The following is a 23,378-nucleotide window of genomic DNA, read 5'->3' as shown; positions in this document are numbered from 1 at the left end:
GGGTGTTGGCGGGACGATTGCGCGGGATGCGCTCCTTTGCCTTCAGCGTCTTCAGTTCGGCCAGCGTGAAATCCTCGGTGAACCAGCCGGTGATCGCGACATTGTCGATCAGCTTGGTGGTCTTGCGGCCCGCGAATTCCGGCCGGTCGGCGACGTCGGTCGTGCCGGAAATTTCATTTTCATGGCGCGCCACCAGGACGCCATCCCTGGAAATGACCAGGTCCGGCTCGATGACGTCCGCGCCATCTTCGATCGCCTTGGCGTAGGCCTCGATCGTGTGTTCCGGCCGCAGTGCGCTTGCGCCGCGATGCGCCAGGACCAGCTTGGCGGGCAGGCGGTCCTTTGCGTGGGCCGGGGAATGTTTGCTCGGGTGGGCATCCTTGTGGCCTTCCTTGTGGTCGGCATTGGCGCTGTGTGCCGTGAATGGAAACAGGCTTAACGCGCCTGCCGTCAGAAGAATGTTCAGGAGCAATTTCATCATGTCGTCCCATGGCTAAGAGGAAGCCACATTATTGATATTCATTGTTACGCCACGATGTCACCGGCGAGGGACATTGATGCGCCGGAAATCGACCAGCCATCGGTAATGTTGCACTGAAGCATTAACATTCCGTCATGTTATTTCGAATGCCATGACGCCCGAGTACAATACCGGTTCTTCAACAACCGGAACTGACGGGATAACCGTGTCGTTCTACCTCGGTGGATATATTAATTATCCTGGGTCTCATTCTTCTTAATGGCGTTTTCGCCATGTCCGAACTGGCCATCGTTTCCTCCAAACGCATGCGGCTGGAAAAGCTCTCAGAAAACGGCAGCCGCGGGGCGCGCGCCGCCCTCAATCTTGCCGACAGCCCCAGCCGGTTTCTCTCCACGGTGCAGGTGGGCATCACGCTGATCGGCATTTTCAACGGTGCCTACGGTGAAGCCTCGCTGGTGGAACGGCTGACGCCGACCGTGGCGACCGTTTCCCTGTTTGCCGACTATGCGCGTGAAATCGCATTGGCGATCGTCGTTGTCGGCATCACGTTTGCATCGATCATCCTTGGCGAACTCGTCCCCAAGCGCATTGCGATGCAGTACCCGGAGACCGTCGCCACCCTGATCTCGGTGCCGATGCAATGGCTGTCGCGCATCATGGGGCCGTTCGTCAAGATCCTGTCGGTCGCGACCGAATTCATCATGCGCCTGCTCGGACTGCATCAAACGACGGACAGCGCGGTGACGGAAGAAGACATCACCGGCATGCTGCGGGAAGGCACCGATGCCGGCCTGTTCGAAAAAACCGAGCACGACATCGTGACCCGCGCCCTGCGCCTCGACGACCAGCGCCTTGCCGCATTGATGACGCCGCGCACCGACCTTGAATTCATCGACCTCAACGATACCGTCGAGAAGAATCTCGCCAGGATCGCCGATAGCCCGTACAGCCGCTTCCCGGTGTGCAACGGCGACCGTTCGCAGGTCATCGGGATCGTCCATGCGGGCGATCTTTTCGAACAGTCCATCCGCAGCAAATCCCTTTCCAATATCGATATCGCCGCGGTCACCAAGCCGCCGCTGTATGTCCCCGAATCCCTCAGTGGCATGCAGCTCCTGGAAGCGCTGAAGAAAAATCGCGCCGAACTCGCACTGGTGGTCGACGAGTACGGCGAGATCGAGGGCATGGTGACATTGAGCGATGTGATGGGCGCGCTGGTGGGCGACGTCTCCGTCATCGACGAACAGCAGGAAGCCGACGCGGTGCAGCGCGAGGACGGAAGCTGGCTCATCGACGGCGGCGTTTCCTTCGACCGGTTCCGCGAATTGCTGCAGACCGAGGTGCGCTTCCCCGAAGAATCCTCCGGCACCTACCATACGCTGGCCGGCTTCGTGCTCACCCAGTTCGGCCGCATCCCGAACGCTGCCGAGCATTTCGAATGGGATGGCTACCGCTTCGAGGTGGTCGACATGGACCGCAACCGGATCGACCGGCTGCTGGTAACGAAGATCGAGTCGACCGACCTGGTCGAGACGGATTCCTGAGAGCGCAACACGCACGCCGGTCTTCGGCTATCCGATGCCTGCGTCGCGCAGTTTAGTCCGGTCCAGCGTGCCGTCCCAGGCGGAAATCGCGAGGCACGCGACACCATTCCCGATGATGTTTCCGAGTGATCTGCATTTGAGCAGGCGCTCGATGCCGACAATGAACATCAGGCTGCCGTCCGGCAGGGCCGGGACTGCGGCAAGCGTTGCTGCAAGCGCGATGAATGCCGATCCGGCGACGCCGCTTGCGCCCTTTGTCGTGATCATGGCGACGGCCAGAATCGTCAGAACCGATGCAGGGCCGAGTTCGATCCCGTAGGCTTGTGCGAGAAACAACAGCGCCACGGCGATGTAGATGTTGCTGCCATTCAGGTTGAATGAATACCCCGCCGGTACCGCGATCCTGGCCACCGTTTTCGTGCAGCCGGCCTGTTCCAGCTTTTCGATCAGCCTCGGCATCGCCGTGATGGACGACGCGGTGCCGAACACGATCATCAATTCTTCCCTGATGTACCACATGAATCGCAGGATACGAAAGCCGGCAAGGCGGGCAATCGCACCGAGTACCGCCAGCACGAACACGATCGTCGCCAGGTACAGGACGCCCAGTAGCTGGAGCAATGGCGCAACCGAGGTGATGCCGTACTTGCCGACGGTGAAGGCGATGGCGCCGAAGGCGGCGACAGGTGCTGCCATCATGATCAGGCCGACGATGCCGAACAGCCAGCCGGCGATGCGCTCGCAGCCGGCGGAAAAGCGCCTCGCGCGCTCGCCGAGGAGGGCGAGTGCGACGCCGGACAGGATGGCGGCGGTAAGTACCTGCAATACCCAGCTGTCCAGGAAGGCATTGCCAAGGGTGCGCAGCAAGGACAGGTCGGAAGGTGGCACGGCTGCACGCGTACCGGCATCGATCGGAAAACCGGCACCGGGTTGCAGCAGTGCAGCGGCGGCAAAGCCGGCAAGCAATGCAAGAATGGACAGTATTTCAAAGTACACCAGCGCCTTGATGCCGATACGGCTCATCTGCCTGATGCTTCCCATGGTGGCGATGCCGGCGGTAACGGTGAAGAAAATGACCGGACCGACCAGCAGTTTCACGACGCTGATGAACAGGTCGCCAAGCGGCTTCATCTGTACGCCGAGTTCCGGCATGAAGCCGCCGAGCATCCCGCCGCACAGAACTGCGTAGATGACCTGCGCGAAGGGGGAGAGGTACGGTCTTTGGGCAAACCGGTTGATTGATATCGCCATGGGTTGCTAGCGCTTCGGGCGCGATGCGGTTTGCCTGCCGGGCATTGCCGGCCGTGTTGCGGGGCCAACTGCCATCTGCGCCGCCAGTGCAAGGAAATGTCCGACCGCAGGCGGCATGCCGGAAGCCATGCAAGCCATCGTCAACGGTGCGGACAGTCCGGGTTCATCGTCGCTGATGCGGCAGTACACCACGCTCTCGGCGTGAAACCCTTTCATCGATGCCGGCACCGCGGATATCCCGACGCCCGCGGCAACGAGGCTGATGTTGGTCAGCATGCGATCGACTTCCATGGCGATTTTCGGCGTGAATCCTGCGCGAACGCAGGCATCGATCAGGCTGGAATACATGCCTGGCGCACCATGGCGCCGCACCAGGATGAAGTGCTCGTCCCTGAGCGCCTTCAATGCGATGACGGGCATGGTGTCAGGTGTCCGCCGCGGCAGCAGCGGATGCCCGACCGGCAGAACGAGCAGCATCTCTTCTTCCTGCAGCGGCTGGAACACCACGCCCGGCGGGCGGCTCACCGGCAACCGGAGGAAGGCGACGTGCACCTTGCCGGCCACGATCTCTTCGGTGAGTTCCGCTGCATTGCCTTCCTTGAACTCGAGGCTGACACGAGGCCATTCCTCGCGGTAGGCGCGCACGACGCGGGGAATCAGCGGATGGGCGGCGGCGGAACTGGTGAATGCCAGCGTGATGCTGCCTTCCGAGCCGTTGGCCGCGAGCGCCGCGCGCCGGGATGCCTGCTCGACGCTGGCGAGAATGTTTCGCGCCTCGCCGAGAAACACCATGCCGCCCTCCGTCAAATCCGCCCCTTTCGGATGGCGGCGGAAGAGATCGAAGCCCAATTCCTGCTCAAGCGCGCGGATCTGCTGGCTGAGCGGCGGCTGCTGCATGCCGAGGCGCTCGGCCGCGCGCGTGAAATGTCCTTCTTCCGCTACCACCACGAAGTAGCGCAAATGCCTTAATTCCACGGTGTCCCCTGTTGATACTTTTTATATATCGAAATGAATGAATCGAGATATTTTACATTGGGCAGCATTCTCCTTACCATCAGTAAAAACATGCCGCACATGCATTGCGCATGACAAGGAACCTACTATCCGCGAGGAGACAATGAACATACGAATTGCCACGCTGAGCGCGTCCACCCTGCTTGCTTTAAGCCTGCTTGGCTGCAGCAGCCCGGGAAAACAGGCCGCATCGTTATTGCCTTCGGCGTCGTCAACAGACAACACGGCCGCACCTGCCCTGACTCCGTGCCCCGCTGAATTGAAAAGTGTGGCGCGCTGCTACACCGGTGCGGACGGCAACGGTGCGCAATACTGGATTGCGATCCCGGAGCAATGGAACAACACATTGGTGATGCATGCCCACGGCGGTCCGCGCCTGGAGCCGATTGGCCGCGACACCAGCCTGGAAGACCTGGAACGTTTTGCGGTCACCGTTCGCCAGGGTTATGCATGGGCGGGTTCGAGTTACCGCCGCCCCGGCTACGGCGTGCGGATGGCCGCAGAAGATACCGAGAACCTGCGCCACATTTTCTGGCAAACCTTCGGCAAGCCGGCGCGCACCATCCTGCACGGGCAATCCTGGGGAGGCAATATCGCGGCCAAGGGGATCGAGCTGTATGCAATCGGCAAGGACGGCACCCGTCAATACGACGGCGCGGTCCTGACCAACGGCATGCTCGCCGGCGGCACCCTGAATTACCTGCATCGCGCAGACCTTCGCGCGGTGTATCAGTACTATTGCAACAACCATCCCCGTCCCGACGAGCCGCAATATCCGCTATGGATGGGCCTGCCCGCCGACGCGAAGATGACCGGAAAGGAACTGGATGACCGGGTCAACGAATGCACCGGCATCAAGCTCCCTGCCGCGCAGCGCACCGACGCGCAGAAGCGCAACCTCGCCAATATTCTCGGGGTGATCAACGTACCCGAGCGTACGCTGGTGTCGCATCTGCGCTGGGCGACCTTCCTGTTCCGTGACCTCACGCAGCGTGTTCTCGGCGGCCGCAATCCATTCTCGAATCGCGATGTCGTCTATCGCGGATCGAGCGACGACGCGGCACTCAATCGCGGCGTCGTACGATTCGATGCCGATCCTGTTGCAGTGCGCATGCTGGCCGATGATTCGGATATGCAAGGCAAGCTTTCCGTTCCGGTGATCTCGATGCATGCCATCCATGATCCGACTGCCATGGTCGAATACGAAGCCAGCTACAGGGAACTGGTCGAACGCGCCGGAAGCGGCGACAAGCTGATGCAGGTCTTCACCACAGAGCGCGAACACAGCAAGCTGGCCGATGCCGAGTATGCCGCGCTGTTCGACAGCCTGATGCTATGGATCGAATCCGGCAGCAAGCCGGCGGCGGACCAGGTTGCCTCCGCGTGTACCCGGCAATCCGCCCGGTTCGACGGCGGCTGCCACTTCGATACGGCGTACGTTCCCGCGCCGCTTTTCTCGAAGGTCGCCCCGCGCAAATAGGGCACCGATTACTCCCGCCGCCAGTTCACGTTCCTGACCGGCGGTAATTCCTGCTTCGAAAGCACCTTTGTTCTTTTCCCTGACAGGGAGAAGAGGGGAGTCTTGCGCCCGGCAGACCGGCAAAACCGTTCAACCAAATCACACAACCAACACAACACCCGGAGGAGAACAATGAAACATCAACTGATCGGCGCCGCCATGCTCGGCGCGCTTTCCACCGCCGCAGCAGCACAATCGAATGTCACGGTCTATGGATCGATCGATGCCGGCCTGCGCAACGAAACCAACGTCAATGCCGCCGGCGACGACAACCTCACCATGGGCTCCAACGGCACCTTCCGTTCCAACCGGCTGGGATTCAAGGGAAAGGAGGCCCTGGGCGGCGGCCTGAGCGCGCATTTCGTGCTGGAGTCCGGATTCAACACGGCGACAGGCGAATTGAACAACACGACGGGCCAGCTGTTTCAGCGCGAGGCGCTCGTCGGCGTGGCCGGATCATTCGGCGAAATCGAGCTGGGCCGGCAATACACCGTCGCATTCAAGACCCTGCTGAACTTCGACCCGTTCGGCTTTCGTTATCCGAGCATCACCTATGCATTGTCCGCAACCGCGGGCACACGCAACAGCAATGACATCCAGTACACCGGCAACTTCGGCAATGTCACGCTGAACGCGGAGTATGCATTGGGCGAAGTCGCGGGCAGCCTCTCCAATGGCGCAAAGCAGGCGATCGGCGCCACCTATGCAAGCGGTCCGTTCAAGATCGGCGCGTCATACACCAGGGGCGACCTGAACATCGGTACCGCCGCCGCACCGAGCTACCAGGACTTCGACCATATCGCGGTGGGCGGCGCGTACAGGATCGGGGATGCCACGGTTTCCCTCGGCTATGTCGACCAGAAGCAGGCAACCGCGACGCGGGATAACACCAGCAAGTGGACCTGGGCAGGCGTGAGCTACAAGTTGACGCCGCAGGTCGGGATTACCGGCGCGTGGTACCGCATCGACGCATTCAACACCCGCGCAACGGCCGCCGTGGCTGCCGGCGATGGCAAGAAGGACCTGTACATGATCGGCGCGACGTACAACTTGTCGAAACGCACGACGCTCTACTCGGAAATCGATTTCACCCGGTTGTCGGGTGCTTACGCCACCGGCGGCACTACCCGGCTGAACCAGGACCGGCAGACCGGCGTGTCGGTCGGGATCATGCACGTATTCTGAGCAATGCAATTTTCCGGCTGGCCTGCAACGACCCTCAGGGATCGCGGCGATCCTGCTGCCGGCGTTCGACGCAATCCCATCCGATCTCGCGCCGGATCTGGTCGGGATCGTGCAATGGCGAGCGGGCATTGTTGCGGCGTTCATGTTGCCGCCGCTCCATGTATTCCCGGACCCTTTCCTTGCCGCTGCTGTCGTCCTTGCCGCTGTTGAGTTCATTCATGGTTGGAATGCAGTCGCCTGCGTCGGAAGGATGGAGTACAGGTTACGAACTGCCCCCAGGCGGCACTTGATGCGGGACAAGACGGCCGGGATAAAAAGTTCAGTTCCTCCTAAAATAAAAAACGCCGGCATCGATAGCCGGCGTTTTTTGCCTTTTACGGTCGAGCCCGCAAGTTCGGGCTGCATTTTACGCTGCGATCGCGACATCCTCTTTCGGCGCTGTCGTGCGGATCAGGTGATCGAATGCGCTGAGTGCCGCCTTCGATCCTTCGCCCATCGCGATGACGATCTGCTTGTACGGCACCGTCGTCGCATCGCCGGCGGCGAACACGCCCGGTACCGAGGTCTGGCCGCGTGCATCGACTTCGATTTCACCGCGATTGCTCAACGCCACGGTTCCCTTGAGCCAGTCGGTGTTCGGCAGCAAGCCGATCTGCACGAAAATGCCTTCCAGCTCGATATTGCGCGACTCGCCGCTCTTGCGGTCGGTGTAACGCAGGCCGTTCACCTTGGCCCCATCGCCGGTCACTTCGGTGGTCTGCGCCTGGGTGATCACGGTGACGTTCGGCAGGCTGTGCAGCTTGCGCTGCAGCACCGCGTCGGCACGCAACTGGCTGTCGAATTCCAGCAGCGTGACATGCGCGACGATACCCGCCAGATCGATGGCCGCTTCCACGCCCGAGTTGCCGCCGCCGATCACTGCGACGCGCTTGCCCTTGAACAGCGGACCGTCACAGTGCGGGCATTATCCCTACCGTTTTTGTTTTACTAGTTCGACGACGTTTTTCCAACGTTTGCCCAAGAAGAATAATTCATTATTGCAATAATGCCGCTGTGAAGTTACATTATTACTACCAACTAGTTCACCAGTTCAAATGGCCGAAATACTAACAACTACCCACGCTGTCATCCATCTTGCAATTAATGCGCAAGGCGGGAGCACCTTGCCCGTGCTTGTGGAACTGGAAGATCCCGAAAACCCACGTATCTCCTATACCGTCGCTAAATACGCACGATATTTGCAACGCGAGGGACATGCCAGTTACGAGAGCATTCGTAAAAGTGTTCTCGCTATTGGAAAGTTGCGCGATTACTACATACTTGTCTATCAAAGGCGTGACCTTAATGCGGGAGACATGAAGACGCTCCTCGAAGACTTCTTGTTTGACTATGACCATGGATCCGTACTTGGTTGGAAATCCGCGACAAACAATGACTACCTAGTGGCTCGTAATGCCATCGCCGACTATGTTCAGTTTCTCTGCACTCTAACCAGTGGATTGACACTTGACAAAGCAGAGTACCAATTCATTGACGAGTGCCGCCGAGCTTACGTAAATGCATCCCGTGCACATGAAAGCTTGCTATTTCACACAAAAAAGCGCGCTTTTAAGAAACGTGGTGGTCGTAAGAAAAACGCAATCGGACTGCGTCAATACAAGCCGTTTCCTCCGCATTTGATTGATGAACTTATCCAAGAGACGGAAAACATTCGTGACAAGCTTCTTTTGGCTTGTGCTGCATTTGGAGGGCGGCGCATTTCAGAGTACTTAAATCTCTTCCTTGAGGATGTGGAAGTTATCGGTATCGAGTTCAATATGACATTGCGACATCCGATGCAAGCCTCAATGAGCTGGCGCAATATCGCTGGAAGCAAAGTGAGTGGTACGCGACGCGAGTACCTAAAGAGCATGTTCAATTTGACGCCAAGGCCAGATCATGGCGCGCAATCGAGCAAGGCAGGTTGGAAAGGTATTTTGTTCGAAAATGAAGCTGCAAAATCGGCGAGTGTTTATTTTATCCGCGATTCCAGACAAGAGTTGGCAAAACTCCACCGACGTTACATACACGAATTTCTCCCGCGAGTGAAAAAGGGCAATCATCCCTACTACTTCGTATCCGAGGAAGGCAAGCCATTAACCGTCAAAGCGGCAGAAAACCTATTCAAGCTAGCATGCAAACGCTTGGAAAAGAAGCATGGCATCAGCTTGAGAGGATACGGATTTCACTCTTTGCGCCATTACTACGGCTTCTTCCATGCCGACGTTCTAAAGACCGATCTTCTTTTAATCCGTCAATACATGGGACATATAAATCTGTCCTCCACAGCTGTTTATGCCCATATTTCACCGGAAACCGCGAGAAAAGCGCTTGCTCTCGCTGAGGATCGTGCAAAGCACGAAGGTCGCATAGAAATGGGCCCACATGAGCGTGAGCGTATACAACAGCTATTTGCTGATTGTCCAGTTCCTCGTCTTGCGCTCGACCTGGAGCGCTATGGAAGAACAGCATATGGCAACGTCGATACTGGAAAAATTCGAAGGAAATTTTTATGACATACCAATATCTTTTAGTTGATAGCAGCGAGTGCTATCCGTCGTCCATTGATGGGGCAGAACCGGTTTTTTTCAATCCAAGCAACAAACACTTTGCGCTTGTGAAGCAACCATCGCTCGAAAATGTGAAGGCTTTGATTGAGGAGTATGCCGAGCTACGTATTGAGACAGGCTGGGAAGACCTAATGGAGCAGGGGCTGAATGGAGGGCGATCAAACATAAAATTCTTTAACGCTGCGAAAAAAGGACTAACGCATGTGAGTCCAGCGGCTGTTCTGCCTCGGCTGGGAATCGCGAATAATTTTCAGTTGCATATTGCAGTCGATTCACTGTCGGCAGAGGAACAGATCCAGTTGGCGGCTCCTTTGAAACCAAAAAACAAGGCTGAGATGCTTGCTCTTTATGTAGGGAGCATCGAAGATCAGAACGGATATGCGTTCTTTCAATCATTGGCTAACGAATCGACAAGTGGAATTGAATTCTTTGGGCGATTAATCGATGATCTGTGCTCTGTCATTGCAAACTACGAACTAAGGAACGGAAAGCCACCCCGACATCCGACAATGACAAGAACTTTGGAATTTTTGTCTTTAGCATCCTCTAAAGGATGGTTGCTTTTCCCATTCATGCAATATGACGGTGAGGAAAAGCTCAGCAGAATTCTGTCCACACACTGGCAATTAAAATATTATTGGCGACCTGCTTACAGAAGCCCTATTGTAGATGCACTTCTACGCGAGGTTGATGAAGTGGATGATACGGCGCGTGAGGACGTCCGATTTGAAAAGGTCATTATCTTCTTAATGCTTTGCTCAACATTTCGCACCTATGATCAACTCAGCAAAGAGTTATTGGTGCGCTGCTTGGATCTTATTAGAACGTATCCGACATCTACAACAAAAACCACGCCGAACATGAGCAGAAAGGCGTTGAATGCTTTGCTAAGACTGCGCAACAGTAAATTTCCGAATCAGAACCCATTGCAGCCGATTGCTGTTGGACGTGGCGCTGACACCCTAGACGACTATGTTTCCTACCAACACCTACGTGACGAGTACCCTGACCTCACTGAGTGGGCAAACAGTTTTGAAGAATGGATTAAATCAGTCGTTGATACGCAGCATGGCCTGCGGAAGACCATTTGCAATGATCTCGCAAAATTTATCGTTCAGTTACCAACGCCACCTAGAACGCCGCTAAACGTACTTCGTGCGCATATCAATGATGCCACCAAAGACGGAAATACCTTCAGAAACTATGTAGCACGTCTCTATAAAACGCCGGCCCCGAGAAATGTCCGCCTGCAGATTGCCGGCCAGTTCTTTCAATTCATTTCCGACCGGGCCCGCATGGCGGACAATGCCGTTTGGTTCCCTAATCCTGTTGACTTCAGATTTGACAAATTCAGTGGTGAATCCCAAGCTCAGGGCTCTGTGCGTAAGGCGATTGGTGCGCACATTATGGAGACAATGCGCCAAATCCTCATTGAGGATGACTACCAGTGGTCGAAAGCACGTACAAGCTGGGGGCATCTTGTTGATAAACAAACGGGCAGACTTGAATACGTTTGGTGTCCAAGTTCAGCCCTCCTGCTTTATATGATGCTCAGCGTGCCTCTTCGTGGGGTCCAGGGCCGAATGTTGGATTCCGGGGAGGGCGATGCTGAAATTTATGACTTTGAATCGGAACGAATGATTCCGAATCCAAATCAATTGCCAGTTGACGGAAAAATAGACACATTGCGCCAAGAAGGCATTCTTCAAGTTAGGCCGTCTGGAATGGTGAACGGTGGCGATATTCTGGCGTTGTGGATTACCACTAACAAAACTAGCGAAGCTGGTTACTTTATACCCTGGGTAAGCGAGGACTTGCTCAAGCAATTGAAATATCAAAGGGATTGGCTTTTTCGGTATTCCGACCTACCCAATATGCAGTCGACCAGTGACGGGCAAGGCCATAGAAGTGCACCCGAAGAGTTATCGAATGTTGGTGGAAAGTTTTATTGTCTCTTCCGCGACGTGTTCGCGGATCAGGTCCACGACCACTCCCTCCCTGTAGCAAGGCAGAAGACCGCCAAGTTGTGGGGCCAGCTATGTCTCGAAGCGCAGAACCGAATCAATGCAGCGAATCAATCAGGTGGGAGAGTTATCCTTGTGGTGCCAGGAACTGAAAACTCAACAAACCCCAAAGCCATTCACGATCTACATTCACTACGCGTATCTGGAATCACGGACCTGCTGGATCGCGGTGTGCCCCTGAATATTGTGTCAGAGTACGTAGCTGGCCATGCCACGTACATTATGACCTTGTGGTACGACAAGCCAGCGCCTGGGGCCGCAAGGAGGTATTTGGACGAAGCTCATCGGCAAGTAGGTGACAAACGGTCTGCGGTTCCAAGCTTCACACAAGACGAACTGATCGAGCACAAGCCATATCTGGTAACTCATGAAGACTTTGCAGACGTTTACAACGGATTCGATGCGCTAGAGGAAAACAAGGGATTGGCGATCGTTCGGCACTCCGGGATATGCCCCGGCACTCGTTGTGACGAGGGAGCTATCGACGACCGGGGACGCGCAGGACCGGTGCCGATCGGCGACCGGGGGCCCTCGTGCCCACAGTGTCGTTTCTGGTTGACTGGACCTGCCTTCCTGCTCGGACAAACCATCGAGGGTAATCAATTGATTTTAAAAATCCGGGCGAAAACTGCATCCTTAACCAATATTCGTGAAAAGGTCATGGATGCTGAGGATGCTGGTCAGGGAGGTGCAGCAGAAGTGCTCAAAGGTCAAGCGGACGTTGAGGAACGGCAGTTAAATGACATGCTTACTGAGTGGTGGCATCGAATGAGGTTCTATGAAGCGTCACGGCAAAAGCTATCAGCATATCGCTCATTCCTGAGAGAGGCTGACGGTGGCGACGCTGGACATCAAGAAATTACGGTTCTTGCCGATGAATCAGGCCTTCCAGATCCAGATTGGGCGGTCACACGTGCTACAAATCTTGAGTTGCAACACTTTCTGTCTACATGTGCCGAATTTCTTCCTGACGGCGCGCTGGATGCAAAAGCTGCCAAACAAGACGTCGAGATTGCAGTTGCCAAGTTTTTAGCCATCAATAATAAAGTCGAGCTAACTGCAATGTACTTTACGCTTGAGGAAGATGAGCGCCTGATGGCGGCAAATCTGACCGTTGAGTTGTTGCTACAAGCATCAAAGGACCCCGAACACGCAACTCTCATCTTGGAAGGTAAGGAAAAAATGGCTGCGATCCCCAACCTCCAACGCGGAGTCGAATATTTGTTTGGAGAAGGGTTGACGAAGCTTGTGAAAAAAAAGGCGTTCCAATCTACCAGGGAGTTGAACGATGAAGCTAGGTGAGGGTAGCGAAGAGCGTCGCGCGTCCGATGTTCTTTATGACCAGATCAATTCATCCAAGAATAGTCTTCGGCGCAGCAATATCCAGTCCTTGAAGGAGGTTTGCGACCTTATGGAAAAGGATAGGGTTCAGATTACTTTGGCAGAAGCGGTTCGGCGCACTGGAAAAGATGGCCCAAAATATACAACCGTTAGTAACAAGGGTTCCTTGCTTGGAGAGTACGTAAGGCTTAGGATGATGGAGCAAGCTGCCGGATCTTCAAAATTACGTTCGGACACGCCGCAAAGCGTCGCTGATTGCCTTCAGGATCCTGTCCTTCAGGCGCGCGTTCGCGACACTGAAAGCGTTGCACGATATGTTAAACGTGAAAATGTCGCCCTAAGAGGGCTTCTAAAAAATCTTCGACCCGGTGTGGAAATTGACCAACTCCTAGCGTCGACTCCATCCCAAAGCAGAGGCATCACTCTGCAGATCGATACACAAAAAAAGGAAGCAGACGTAAGTCCGGCTCTCGGTAGCGCAGTATTAAGAGTGCTCGATCACCTGATTGGTGAACGCCAATACCAACTCTACAGGGGGCGTCTGACTATTAATAGCAAGTCGATTCTGACACCTTATGAGCTTGAGGCTCTGCGAGCGGCAACCGGCCTGAGTGAAGCTGAATGGGAAGCCCGCTTTCGACCGCTAACTAAGACTGAAGCCTCCTGAACGAAAGAATTGACTTGGAAACCGGCAAAAACGGACAGCAACTAGCATCCGACAACCTTCAGAAGTTTGACCGCTGGGTTGCAGACCGCGACGCCGCTGGCGACTGGATGGATTATGTGCGTCGTGGCCAGCTCAACAGGCGGGACATTGCCAGGGAGTGCATGTTCTCGGAATCGGTTCTACGCCAGAATCCTGCAGTAAAGAATGCACTTGCGACCCTGGAGAAGCGACTGCGGGATGGTGGTCCTCTAGCGACAGCTGCAGAAGATAAGGCAGTTAAAGGCATATCGCGTAACGCCGTGGAGGCCAGATCGTTCGAGATTCTTGCAAGCAGGTTGATGCAATCCAAGGCCAGTGCTGACAAGCGCATCAAGGCCTTGGAGGAAGAAAACGCAGCCTTGCGGGCTGAAATTGGCATGCTGCGGCAGCAATGCCGCAAGTACAAGCACATCGAAGAACACCTTGAGGCGACAGGCTGGACGGTGCGTCCATGAGCATGGTATCCGTCGCATTCCGGGTGACTTCTGTGCGTAGCCGTGGAAAGCTTGGCGGCGCAATCTTCTCAGGGATAAATTCCGACGGAAGGCATTTCGTTGCAGTATGTAGTTACAAGGTCCTTCCTGATGCCACTTTGGTGGACATGGGGCAGCACTGGAGCATTGCCGGGACCCTCAAAGCCAGGGGCGAAGAGCAGCAGATCGAAGTAGTGACTGCACTATTGATGCGCCCATCAGGGCGGAATATCATCGACTGGATCGTCAACTCTCCCGATTGCGCAGGTATTGGCCGTGTCAAGGCCGACGACCTCTATAAGGCGTTTGGCCCTGACTTGGTCGAACGCATTCACCAGAGAGATATGTCCGCGCTCACGACTGTCGTAACTGAAAAGGCGGCGCATATCCTGTGCCAAGCTTTTGACAAATATAAGATATCCAGCACTCTGCTTTGGCTCGATCACCTTGCCATAGATCGCAAGATCGGTAAGAAAATCGTCGAATTTTACGAGGACGAGGCGCAGCAAAAGATAGAGGAGAACCCCTATCGACTGATCAGCTTTGCTGCCAAGTGGTCAGATGTGGACAACTTGGCCTGCCAACGATTTGGCTTCGCCGTGGACGATCCACGCAGACTTGATGCAGCGGTTGAGCAAGTCCTTTACGCAGGCACGACCAATGGTCATACATGCCTTCCAATCAGCTATGTCAAAGCGAGTTTGAGTGCACTGCTTCGCGATCCTGATCTGGCAAAGAAAGCGCTGAAACTTGAAGGTGAAAGTCCTCAGTACAGGCGCATTGGCGACCAACTTCAGCCAACGGGGATGATGGTCATCGAAAAATACATCGCTGATCGACTTCGAGCCATCGCCAGCAATAAGGACGATGGTAGGCAGCAATCGCTATGCCTTTCCAAGGATCATCATCTAGAGACCGACGAATCCGCTATGGCAGCATACGAAAAGGAGCAAGGTTTCCCACTAGCCACTGAACAACGCGATGCAATTATTACGAGCGCAAGGAGCAACCTCAGCCTTATAGTGGGTGGAGCAGGCACAGGCAAAACGACTGTTCTGAAAGCTCTCTACAAGGCTTTGAGCACGCATCAGAAAGGAATCGTTATCCACCAGGTAGCACTTGCTGGTCGTGCGGCGCAACGAATGAGCGAAGCCACGGACCGCGAGAGCATGACCATTGCCGCATTCCTTAAAAAAGTTGACGTAAACATGCTCGGACATGGGGCCGTTGTCGTGGTCGATGAAATGTCGATGGTCGATGTGATCCTCATGTATCGCCTGCTTCGTCATATTCCTCCCGGAACGAAACTGATTCTTGTCGGTGACCCGTCCCAGCTCCCGCCAATCGGACCAGGGCTAGTTCTGCATGCCTTGGTTGGACACCCATTGATCCCACAGACCACATTGAAAGTGACGCAGCGCCAGATTGCAGAAAGCGGCATTCCGGCGATTGCCTGGGCGGTACGCGAGCACCGCCTGCCTGAATTTGCTGAGTATCGGGGCAAGGGAAGAGGCGTCTCATTCGTTCCCTGCAAAGACATAGACATTGATGCAACCGTACAGCGCGTGTATGAAGAGCTTGGCGGTGCCGGCATTGATTACTCTGTGCAAGTTCTGTCAATCACGAAGGGCGAGAAATTCGGTGGAACGAAAAGTATCAATGCCGCCTTCAGCAATGCCTACAGGCAGGACAGCCAGATCGTCTTTATACATAATCCCGTGTTCGGTCCTGTGGGTTGCACGACACAGGAGCGCATTTCCCTTCGGGTTGGCGATCTTGTGATGTACACGCAGAATGACTATCAACTTGGACTTCGCAACGGCAGCCTCGGGATAGTCATTAAAGCTATTGCCCCGATTTACAGTACGGATGATCCCTGCTGCGTTTGTGAATTCGAGGGCGTGCGACTCCAATTAAATACCAAGCAGGTAGAAGCCCTGCGTCATGCGTATTCCATCACAATCCACAAGAGTCAAGGTAGTCAATTCAACAGAGTGATCATCCCTATTCGCAGATCGCGAATGCTCGATCAAGCGTTGATCTATACGGGCATCACGCGTGGGATCGAACAAGTGGTTCTCGTCGGTGACATGGACGCAGCATTTGCTGCGATTAAAGCACCTGCTTCGGCCACGCTCAGGCATGTCAGTCTTCCACATTTGCTCAATAGGAAGTCAATCAATCCATATGAAAGCGATGAAGAAGAATCGCCTTGAGTGTTTTGAGCGAAGTGAGGTGGCAGTCACTCAGCCGAAGACGCACCACACACTGGCATATGCCTGAAAATAGATCCTGATCAGGAACATTGCTGGCCACTCCGGTCGGATTTGTAGGGTAAATATGCATGAATGCATTAATACAATGACTTACATGGATTCATTGGAATTAAAATTGATCATTGTGATTCCAATGTTGCAAAGAACTGCTTGCGAAAATTTATTTCCATCTTAGTTGCCAACCTAAGCGTAGCAGGGGTCAAGGGCGATGAGGAAGCCGCATGCGGAGCACAGGCCGAAGGCCGAGCACCGAACGGGTGAGTCATCGGCGCAGCGGACCCTTGATGCCTGCGTAGCGACCCACGCTTAGTGGTTGACGGGGTGGGGGTGAAGACCCCGCCCCGGCTGCCACGCGGCGAGCGTGTTTGGCTTTTGTGCTTTTTACGGAGACGTTATCATCGGTCTCTAATCGATTTACGGGTGTTCGAAATCTGGCTGTAGCAGAATCCGTGTGCTTTTCCTGGTCTCCACTATCCCTGCGTTAGGACCACGGTCGAGCGCAGTCACTCCCCAGCTACGCTGCCAACGGTGTTGCAACCCTAATCTTCGGTTCGAAGCAGTTCTGTAATGTCTACTTCAAGTGCTTTGGCAATCCGTTCGATGATGTCGATGGTAACGTTTCGCTTGGCAGATTCAATCTGGGAGAAATAAGTCTGCGATATATCTACGCTCATACAGAGCCACTCCTGAGATAGGCCTTTTTCTGTGCGCAGTCGGCGCAGATTCACCGCAATCCGTGTGCGTGCAGAAGGTTTCGGTTTTCCTTTTTTCATCGAGGCATAGCTTTACCGTAATCCTCGTTCCCGTCTATTAACTATAGTTAAAAAAGATTTAAATTTGCTCTCAGTTTCTGTTTTTTTAAGAGGCGGAGACCTTTTGTTTTCAGGGAGAAATTGCAAGTGCGAGTTCAGAAACCACCAAATTGGATTCTATTTTTATTCCGGCGGTAGGTGATTTTTCAACGCAAATAAACCCTGTTGAATAATCGAAGGGAGACGACAAATATGCACTGTGTTTTCTAGCGATTGATCAAGCCATCGGAATGTTTAATTGGACGACACCTTGAAGCGAGAAACCGTCGCCAACTACAGCCTGCTTTATTCATGGGAAGGAACTGATCCGAATACAAAGCCAATCATGCTGATGGCACACCAGTATGTGGTGCCGATTGCTGCGGGCACCGAAAAGGATTGGTCGGTCGAGCCGTTTGCGGGGACGGTCAAGGATGGCTATATCTGGCGTCGGGGCTCTTGGGATGACAAGGGCAACCTGTTTTCCATCATGGAAGCGATCGAGCTGCTCATCGCACAGGGCTTCAAACCGACGCAGACCATTTATGTGGCTTCCGGCCATGATGAGGAAAGCGGCGGAGAACGCGGCGGGGCAAAGATTGCAGAATTGCTGGCTTCCCGCCGCGTCAAGCTCGATTTCGTGATGGATGAAGGCATGCTGATTACCGAAGGGGTGATGAATGGTCTCGAAAAACCGGTCGCCCTGATCGGCGTGGCAGAAAAAGGCATTATGACACCGTCGTTAGCCACACACGATGAACCGGGCCATTCCTCGATGCCACCGCGTGAAACTGCGATAGGCATGCTGAGTGATGCACTGAGTCGCCTGGAGGAAAACCAGATGCCGACGGAAATTGATGGGGTCGCAGAGGAAATGTTCAATACGCTGGCACCGGAAATGAAAGGGGCAAGTCGGATATTTCTGTCGAACCTCTGGCTAGTCAAGCCATTGGTAAAGAAGGAGCTGGAAAAAAGTAAGAGTTCGAACGCCTTCACGCGCACTACCACTGCGTTGACTGTCTTCAATTCAGGCAACAAAGTGAACGTGGTTCCGGCGCATGCAGAAGCATTCGTCAATTTCCGACTGCTTCCAGGCGATACCCAGGCGGAAGTGATCCGGCATACCCATGACGTCATTAACAACCCTGCGGTCAAAGTTAACCGTGTCGGGAAGGCATCGGAAGCGTCACCGATATCGGCCAGCAGCTCCGCGTCGTATCGTCTGATGAGCTCCACCATCCGCGAAATCTTTCCCGGTACGGTGATGGCACCCGGATTGATGGTCGCTGCAACGGATTCGCGGTACATGCAGCCGATTGCGGACCATATCTATCGCTTTTCCCCGGTGCGGGCCAAGGAAGCGGATTTGTCTCGCTTTCACGGCACCAACGAGCGTATTTCTATTAGAAATTACTCTGAGATGATCGCGTTTTATCATCGCCTGATGACAGCTGCTTCGCAATCAAGGCTGCCATAAGTAAAAAGCAGGCGAATTAGTGCGCCATTCACTTTCCATTGCAAAGAGCAAATAATCAGCCGTTTACTCAACGCCTGTGTCTTCCCTCGTCAGTGCTTGCCTATACAGGCACTGACGGTTCCGCATTCGCGCCGTCTGCATTAAAAAGAACACAAAGATTTAGGACGGCTTCCGCCAAAATTATTAAAAGTGCAATGTCTTTTAAAAATGTACTTGACTCTGTAGTCACTACAGAGTTTTTAATAGCGGTACCATTAAAGGAAAACGCCATGTCTGCATGCTGCTCCGGAGGGTGCTCCTCCGATAAACCCCTTGTCGATCCATCTATCGCCGTATTTTATGGATTGCGCTTGTCGTCAATGCTGCCATGTTTGGCATCGAACTCATTGGCGGATGGGCTTCCGGCTCCGTCTCTTTGCTGGCCGATGCCGTCGATTTTTTCGGTGATGCCGCCAATTACGCGGTGTCGCTATTCGTGCTCGGCATGCTGCCAGTGTGGCGTTCGCGTACGGCATTGCTCAAGGGTGCCACGATGGGCGTGTATGGCCTTTTCGTGATGGGCGCGGCCACGTGGAATCTGGTTGGCGGAACGATCCCGGAAGCGACCACCATGGGCACGATTGGCTTCATGGCCCTTGCCGCAAATGTCTCTGTTGCGATATTGCTGTTTGCTTATCGCAATGGCGATGCCAACATGCAATCGGTATGGCTATGTACCAGGAATGACGCGATCGGAAATGTGGCAGTATTATTCGCGGCACTTGGGGTGTTCGGCACCGGTGCCGGATGGCCGGATATCGTGGTTGCGATGATTATGGGTGTACTCGGCCTGTCTGCGGCACGCACCGTCATCATGCAGGCGCGTGGCGAGCTGAAGGCTCAAACCGAATCAACCCCTGCTGTTACAGCAACGATTGAACTCAAACGGCGATAAACGATGAATACTCAATTAAGGAATGCCTTTGATGCCGAGATGGCGAACGCAGTGCGTCTGTATCGGCAGGGTCGGCTGGATGCGACGTTCGGGCACTTGGAGATCGCGCACGTTCTTGGGCAGCACTACGTAATGCCCCACATTGTCACGCATTGGTGGATGCTGAAGGTGGCGATCCAGCGCAGATCCGTATCAGAAGTCGTCGGACAGGCCATCCGCATCGTCCTTGGAGCCCTCGGTTCGGCAGCAGGAATCGTCCCAGTAGGTAATACTGGAGGAACCAACATCAGCATGTTCAGGCGTTTGCCGATTGATCCGGCGTTGCAGAAGCTGATGAAGTAGAGGGCCGACGTGGAAAACGGGTTGGCAACTTTGCCATGCTCGAAAAAATACCATTTCCAATGATATGATTTGACTTGTGAAAAAACTGTTCTTCATCTTTATGTTGGCCCTGCTACCGTTCCAGTTTTCCTGGGCAGCGGTTGCCGTGTATTGCCAGCATGAACAGGAACAATCCACGCATTTCGGTCACCATACCCATGAGCATCAAGCTCAGGCGAATGAGCAAATCGACGATTCTGGCGACCCCAGACAGTTAATGAGTGACAGTGATTGCGCTGTCTGTCACCTCTCCGGGCAGCCATCGTTTTTCGTTGATTTGCCAACCGTCACGCCACCGAACGGTCAGGCGCATTCATCCCTGCATCAGGCTTATTACTCCTCTCACATACCAGACGGGCCGCAAAAGCCTGACTGGCATCTCGTCGCCTAACGCGACGAGACGCATTGCCACGCCGATCCAGACCTAAAACCGAGGCGACGTCTCGTCAAATTCTATCCCTTTTAACAGGAGAATTTGATGGTTCGGTTTTTATTGCCGCTTACCCTGATGGCATTCACTTTGCCAGGGGGCGCGCAAACCACATCCGCTGTACCCAATAACACCTATGCCCATTCCGGCACTGGCCACGCTCGCACTACCGAACCAGCGGCACCGCTGACGCTACAGTCGGCACTGCGATTGGCCATGCAGTCCAACCCGGAATTGTCTGCTGCCCAATACGAATTGCAGGCAGTGGAAGCGTCCGTCCTTCAAGCCGACGTCCTGCCCAACCCGTCTGTCGAAGTCGGCATCGAAGACAGGCGTCGGGAAACCCGCGAATCGACACTCCAGTTGAGTCAGCCGATCGAGCTGGGCGGCAAGCGATCCGCCCGCACGCGTGCTGCCGAACGGGGGCGTGACGCTGCCTCGGCAGATCTGAATGCCAGACGAGCCGACGTGCGTGCAAATGTGATTGCTGCATTCTTTGATGTCCTCGCCAATCAGGAGCGTTTGCGCCTTGCACAGGAATCGGCTGAACTCGCGCAGCGGGCGACAACTGTTGCAACCCGCCGGGTTGCTGCCGGCAAGGTCTCGCCAGTCGAAGAAACCAAAGCCCGTGTCGCCGAATCGAGTGTGCGGCTCGAACTTCTGCAAGCCCGCAGCGAGCTGGTATCGGCGCGAAAGCGTCTCAGTGCATTATGGGGCAACCCATCGCCCCAGTTCGAACGAGCGGAAGGCCAGATTGAAACCCTTCCGGCATTGCCAGAACTGGCCAGTCTGCCGCAGCGCTTGGCAAGTGCACCGGGACTGGTGCGCGCCCGCCATGAAGTTGACCGGCGACAGTCACTGGCCCAGGTGGAGCGCAGCCGACGTATCCCGGACATGACGGTCAGCGTTGGCGTCAAGCGTTCGGAAGAGCTGGGGCGCAATCAAGCCCTAGTCGGTCTTTCCGTGCCATTGCCGCTGTTCGACAGCAACCGTGGCAACGTTCTCGAATCGTTGCGGCGCGTCGACAAGGCGCGTGACGAGCTGTCCGCGACCGAAATTCGCCTGGACAGCGAACTCGCGCAAGCCTACGAAAAGTTGAGCGTGTTCCGTCAAGAAGCGCAATCGCTGCAAAAGGAAATCGTTCCCGGTGCTCAAAGCGCTTACGACGCTGCGACAAAAGGGTTCGAGTTTGGCAAGTTTGGCTTCCTCGATGTCCTGGATGCCCAGCGAACGCTGCTGCAAGCGAAATCCCAGTATTTACGCGCACTGTCAGAGGCGCACCGCGCCGCCGCTGACATCGATCGCATTCTTGGCGAACCCTCGCCGGTCACTCCGCAATAAGAGTCATCATGAAAACCAATCTTTCAAAAAAACAGTTATTTTCAATTCTCGCCATTGTGGTGGTCGGTATAGCGCTTGCCGCACTCATCATGACAATGGGCAAAGCGAAGCCAGCCGGCGATGCGCATGGCCATGGCGGTCATGCAGAGCACGCCGAAGAAAAGGGCGGCGACAAGCATGCGCATGCTGAAAAAGGCGGAAAAGACGAGCATGGCCATGACGCTGGTCATGATGAAGAAGAGGAACAGGCAAAAGGCCCACACGGCGGCAAGCTGTTTGCCGAAGGGGACTTCGGACTGGAAGTCGTGCTCGCCGAAGAAGGGGGAGAACCGCGCTTCCACGTCTACCTGTACGACAAGGAAAAGCCGCTCGCACCCAATGCGGCGAAAGTGTCGATTACGCTGACCCGCCCTGACGGCGAAAAGCAGGAACTGGCCTTTACCCCTGAAAAGGATTATTTGAAGAGTAATGCTCCAGTGCCTGAACCGCATGTGTTCGAGGCGACTGTCGCGGCACAGACCAAGACAGAACCCTACCTTTTTACGTTCGCCGAGACCGAAGGCACCATCGCGATGGACGACGAGCAGATCAAGGCTGCCAGTGTCGCCGTCAATTCAACGAGTGCTGCGAAGATCAACAGCTCTCTGACTCTGCCCGGAGAGATTCGTTACAACGAAGACCGTACCGCCCATGTCGTGCCGCGCACAGCGGGCGTCGTTGAAAGCGTTCAGGCGAATCTCGGACAGAAGGTCAAGAAAGGGCAAGTTTTGGCTGTCATTGCCAGTTCCGGCCTGTCTGAGCAGCGCAGCGAATTATTGTCGGCACAAAAACGATTGACGCTCGCCAGGACGACCTACGAACGTGAAAAGAAACTCTGGCAAGAAAAGATTTCCGCTGAGCAGGATTATTTGCAGGCCGAACAAGCGATGCAGGAAGCTGAAATCGCGGTCCGAAATGCGCAGCAAAAGCTTTCTGCCTTGGGTGCCACTGCGACTGCAAATGGTCGTGGCTCACTGAATTCCTTTGAAATCCGCGCCCCGTTCGACGGCATGGTCATGGAAAAGCATCTTTCATTAGGCGAAGCGATTAAAGAGGACGCGAGTATTTTTACGATCTCCGATTTGTCGACGGTCTGGGCGGAAGTCGCCGTTCCGGCAAAAGATCTGAACTTGGTGCGCGTCGGAGAAAAAGTAACGGTCAAGGCCACGGCATTCGATGCCAAGGCACCTGGAACCATTTCCTATGTCGGCTCGCTGCTGGGTGAACAAACGCGTACCGCAAAGGCGCGTGTTTCGTTGCCGAACCCTGATATGTCATGGCGTCCCGGTTTATTCGTGAACGTCGAAATCGTGTCCAACCAAGCGGAAGTGCCTGTTGCAGTTACAACTGACGCCATCCAGACCGTCAACGACAAGCCCACCGTCTTTATTCGTGTCCCTGGCGGCTTTCTCCCGCAGCAAGTCACGCTTGGCCGCACGGACGGAAAGGTCGTCGAGGTGGTGAAGGGACTCAAGCCCGGTGCCAAATATGCCGGCGCGGGCAGCTTCATCGTCAAGTCGGAGCAGGGTAAAGCCAGCGCCGAACACACTCACTGATGCGAA

General features: G+C 55.0%; 19 protein-coding genes and 1 pseudogene. 14 read left to right on the top strand and 6 right to left on the bottom strand.

Annotation, left to right across the window (positions count from 1 at the left end; all coding sequences use genetic code 11):
* Nucleotides 1–481, bottom strand: a 481-nt coding sequence (locus tag V7080_RS02545) for a glycerophosphodiester phosphodiesterase family protein (protein WP_334186824.1), incomplete at its 3' end; no start/stop codon positions are given.
* 221 nt (nt 482–702) lie between these two features.
* On the opposite strand from V7080_RS02545, the gene V7080_RS02540 reads away from it, so the two are divergent.
* Complete coding sequence (locus V7080_RS02540; RefSeq protein ID WP_334186823.1) at nt 703–2,025, top strand: hemolysin family protein; 1,323 nt, start codon at nt 703–705, stop codon at nt 2,023–2,025.
* Between the two features lie 27 nt (nt 2,026–2,052).
* On the opposite strand, the gene V7080_RS02535 is transcribed toward V7080_RS02540, so the two are convergent.
* A complete protein-coding gene (locus tag V7080_RS02535; protein ID WP_334186822.1) occupies nt 2,053–3,276 on the bottom strand; it encodes a cation:dicarboxylate symporter family transporter in 1,224 nt (407 codons plus the stop codon).
* A 6-nt stretch (nt 3,277–3,282) separates the two neighbouring features.
* On the bottom strand, nt 3,283–4,251 hold the full coding sequence (locus V7080_RS02530; RefSeq protein ID WP_334186821.1) for a LysR family transcriptional regulator: 969 nt from the start codon (nt 4,249–4,251) through the stop codon (nt 3,283–3,285).
* Between the two features lie 142 nt (nt 4,252–4,393).
* Here V7080_RS02530 and V7080_RS02525 point away from each other — a divergent pair, with 142 nt between their 5' ends.
* The gene (locus V7080_RS02525; RefSeq protein ID WP_334186820.1) at nt 4,394–5,770 is read left to right on the top strand and encodes an alpha/beta hydrolase family protein; all 1,377 of its coding nucleotides are present in this window, start codon (nt 4,394–4,396) and stop codon (nt 5,768–5,770) included.
* Between the two features lie 171 nt (nt 5,771–5,941).
* Nucleotides 5,942–6,994, top strand: a complete 1,053-nt coding sequence (locus tag V7080_RS02520; RefSeq protein ID WP_334186819.1) for a porin — start codon at nt 5,942–5,944, stop codon at nt 6,992–6,994.
* A gap of 34 nt (nt 6,995–7,028) precedes the next feature.
* Here V7080_RS02520 and V7080_RS02515 read toward each other — a convergent pair whose 3' ends face one another.
* Both V7080_RS02515 and V7080_RS02510 read right to left on the bottom strand, forming a co-directional pair.
* Nucleotides 7,029–7,214, bottom strand: coding sequence for a hypothetical protein (locus V7080_RS02515; RefSeq protein ID WP_334186818.1), 186 nt, complete (start codon nt 7,212–7,214; stop codon nt 7,029–7,031).
* Nucleotides 7,215–7,400: 186 nt separating this feature from the next.
* Nucleotides 7,401–7,958 (bottom strand): annotated as a pseudogene (locus tag V7080_RS02510) (FAD-dependent oxidoreductase); the annotation flags it as partial.
* A gap of 130 nt (nt 7,959–8,088) precedes the next feature.
* Between V7080_RS02510 and V7080_RS02505 the strand changes: the two are divergent.
* From V7080_RS02505 to V7080_RS02485, 5 genes are read left to right on the top strand one after another with little or no spacing between them, the layout of a single operon-like run.
* Nucleotides 8,089–9,549, top strand: a complete 1,461-nt coding sequence (locus V7080_RS02505; RefSeq protein WP_334186817.1) for a tyrosine-type recombinase/integrase — start codon at nt 8,089–8,091, stop codon at nt 9,547–9,549.
* Nucleotides 9,546–12,929 carry a VPA1269 family protein gene (locus V7080_RS02500; RefSeq protein ID WP_334186816.1) on the top strand — a complete coding sequence of 1,128 codons (3,384 nt, stop codon included), beginning with the start codon at nt 9,546–9,548 and terminating at the stop codon, nt 12,927–12,929. The genes V7080_RS02505 and V7080_RS02500 overlap by 4 nt, the downstream gene beginning before the upstream one ends.
* Complete coding sequence (locus V7080_RS02495; protein WP_334186815.1) at nt 12,916–13,635, top strand: hypothetical protein; 720 nt, start codon at nt 12,916–12,918, stop codon at nt 13,633–13,635. The genes V7080_RS02500 and V7080_RS02495 overlap by 14 nt, the downstream gene beginning before the upstream one ends.
* A 14-nt stretch (nt 13,636–13,649) precedes the next feature.
* On the top strand, nt 13,650–14,129 hold the full coding sequence (locus tag V7080_RS02490) for a VPA1267 family protein (protein WP_334186814.1): 480 nt from the start codon (nt 13,650–13,652) through the stop codon (nt 14,127–14,129).
* Complete coding sequence (locus V7080_RS02485) at nt 14,126–16,363, top strand: AAA family ATPase (RefSeq protein ID WP_334186813.1); 2,238 nt, start codon at nt 14,126–14,128, stop codon at nt 16,361–16,363. The genes V7080_RS02490 and V7080_RS02485 overlap by 4 nt, the downstream gene beginning before the upstream one ends.
* 599 nt (nt 16,364–16,962) lie before the next feature.
* On the opposite strand, the gene V7080_RS02480 is transcribed toward V7080_RS02485, so the two are convergent.
* Nucleotides 16,963–17,196 carry a helix-turn-helix domain-containing protein gene (locus tag V7080_RS02480; protein ID WP_334186812.1) on the bottom strand — a complete coding sequence of 78 codons (234 nt, stop codon included), beginning with the start codon at nt 17,194–17,196 and terminating at the stop codon, nt 16,963–16,965.
* Between the two features lie 289 nt (nt 17,197–17,485).
* Here V7080_RS02480 and V7080_RS02475 point away from each other — a divergent pair, with 289 nt between their 5' ends.
* The 6 genes from V7080_RS02475 to V7080_RS02450 all read left to right on the top strand — a co-directional run bounded on the left by V7080_RS02475 (nt 17,486) and on the right by V7080_RS02450 (nt 23,372).
* Entirely contained in the window at nt 17,486–18,691 is a 1,206-nt protein-coding gene (locus V7080_RS02475) for a M20 family peptidase (protein WP_334186811.1), read from the top strand.
* Nucleotides 18,692–19,058: 367 nt separating this feature from the next.
* Nucleotides 19,059–19,625, top strand: coding sequence for a cation transporter (locus V7080_RS02470; protein WP_334186810.1), 567 nt, complete (start codon nt 19,059–19,061; stop codon nt 19,623–19,625).
* Nucleotides 19,626–19,628: 3 nt separating this feature from the next.
* A complete protein-coding gene (locus V7080_RS02465; RefSeq protein WP_334186809.1) occupies nt 19,629–19,967 on the top strand; it encodes a DUF3703 domain-containing protein in 339 nt (112 codons plus the stop codon).
* 76 nt (nt 19,968–20,043) lie between these two features.
* Nucleotides 20,044–20,397, top strand: a complete 354-nt coding sequence (gene czcI / locus V7080_RS02460) for a cation efflux protein, CzcI family (RefSeq protein WP_334186808.1) — start codon at nt 20,044–20,046, stop codon at nt 20,395–20,397.
* Between the two features lie 87 nt (nt 20,398–20,484).
* Nucleotides 20,485–21,777: a TolC family protein gene (locus tag V7080_RS02455; protein WP_334186807.1), complete on the top strand. Its 1,293-nt coding sequence runs from the start codon at nt 20,485–20,487 to the stop codon at nt 21,775–21,777.
* Nucleotides 21,778–21,785: 8 nt separating this feature from the next.
* Nucleotides 21,786–23,372, top strand: coding sequence for an efflux RND transporter periplasmic adaptor subunit (locus V7080_RS02450; protein ID WP_334186806.1), 1,587 nt, complete (start codon nt 21,786–21,788; stop codon nt 23,370–23,372).
* The last annotated feature ends 6 nt before the right edge of the window (nt 23,373–23,378 follow it).

This window comes from Noviherbaspirillum sp., assembly GCF_036846085.1.
Taxonomy (GTDB): Bacteria; Pseudomonadota; Gammaproteobacteria; order Burkholderiales; family Burkholderiaceae_D; genus Noviherbaspirillum.
The sequence above is the reverse complement of the archived record's forward strand: the minus strand, read 5'-3'. Positions and strand labels throughout refer to the sequence as shown.